Here is a 1066-nt window from a genome sequence, read left to right as displayed (position 1 = left end):
CCAATATTGTAGTCATAGATGCGCCCATTCATATGAATGAGCGAGCATAGTGCGCTTCTAGCCGTTTATGCCGATTTGGCGTGGAGGGCCGCGCTTTTAAAGAGCATTGATATAGACTGACTAAATCTATTTGAAAAATACCACTATGCGCGTTTTTTTGTGTTCAACAACTATCACTATCAATGAGTAAGCAATATTTCAAGCAACCTGACCCTGAGAGAGCTAGTGATTTTGTTCGAGTGTTGATATACGAGCATAACCAATAAGCATGTAATCTCCTTGTGTACAGTAACTCAAGCGTATACTGAACATTGATAACTCTACAAGTTTCTTTAAAGATTATCGGCTGTTTTGACCATGATTAGCCATGATGATGGCAATGGTCTTAAACGACGGGTTTCTTTACACGGTGATGATGGGTGGGAATTGAGGTTATAGAAGCTGTGATGATGAAGTGTAGGCGCTTCATCATCACGATTCAGTTACCTAGTTCGCACTAATAACAACTTTGATTCCTGATGCATCGATTGTGCTCACAATAAATGAGCCCCCAACATCAGCACTGTCAAGTATCGACCTGTTGATTGGTGATTTAATACCTAGCTCTTTATATGTGGGTTCGTTCATAATAAAGCATTCATCACCATCAGATGTTCGAAGCTTGAATAGCCAATTTTTACTGGCGCTAAAGTTAACCTCAACAACCTTTGCTCTCATACTAATTCCCGCTCACTCGTTTTACGTTGCTTACATTTGGTACGAAGTACTGGGTTTTACCACCAATCCATGGGAATTGCGTAGCTGCCTTTCCTTTGTAGATAGTACTCCCGGCAGGAACAGTCCAGTGTGCTTGTTTTGTCATTCCATTCCAGCTTGGTCGTAGCGCTAATCCCATTCGATTTAGAAAGGTCGAACTTGATAGTGATGAGGTATCTGTCATGTAGCGTCCTTTGGCGAATGCATTTGTATTATCGTAAAACCTAGTCAAGGTCTTGGATTCAGCGAGCGTGACTTCAGAGTACCTTCCGAACCTGAATGTGCTTGCGACATCACCCGCGAGCGCACC

2 protein-coding genes are annotated in these 1066 nt (G+C 42.3%); both read right to left on the bottom strand.

What is annotated here, in order from left to right; genetic code table 11:
• Nucleotides 1–486: 486 nt before the first annotated feature.
• Entirely contained in the window at nt 487–717 is a 231-nt protein-coding gene (locus tag ACFO4O_RS11200; RefSeq protein WP_382408536.1) for a hypothetical protein, read from the bottom strand.
• Nucleotide 718: 1 nt separating this feature from the next.
• Nucleotides 719–1066 (bottom strand): hypothetical protein (locus ACFO4O_RS11195; protein WP_382408534.1); only part of this gene is annotated, 348 nt, incomplete at its 5' end.

Origin of the sequence: Glaciecola siphonariae, assembly GCF_042652645.1 — a bacterium.
Taxonomy (GTDB): Bacteria; Pseudomonadota; Gammaproteobacteria; order Enterobacterales; family Alteromonadaceae; genus Glaciecola; species Glaciecola siphonariae.
This window is presented reverse-complemented; position numbering and strand designations above follow the sequence as displayed.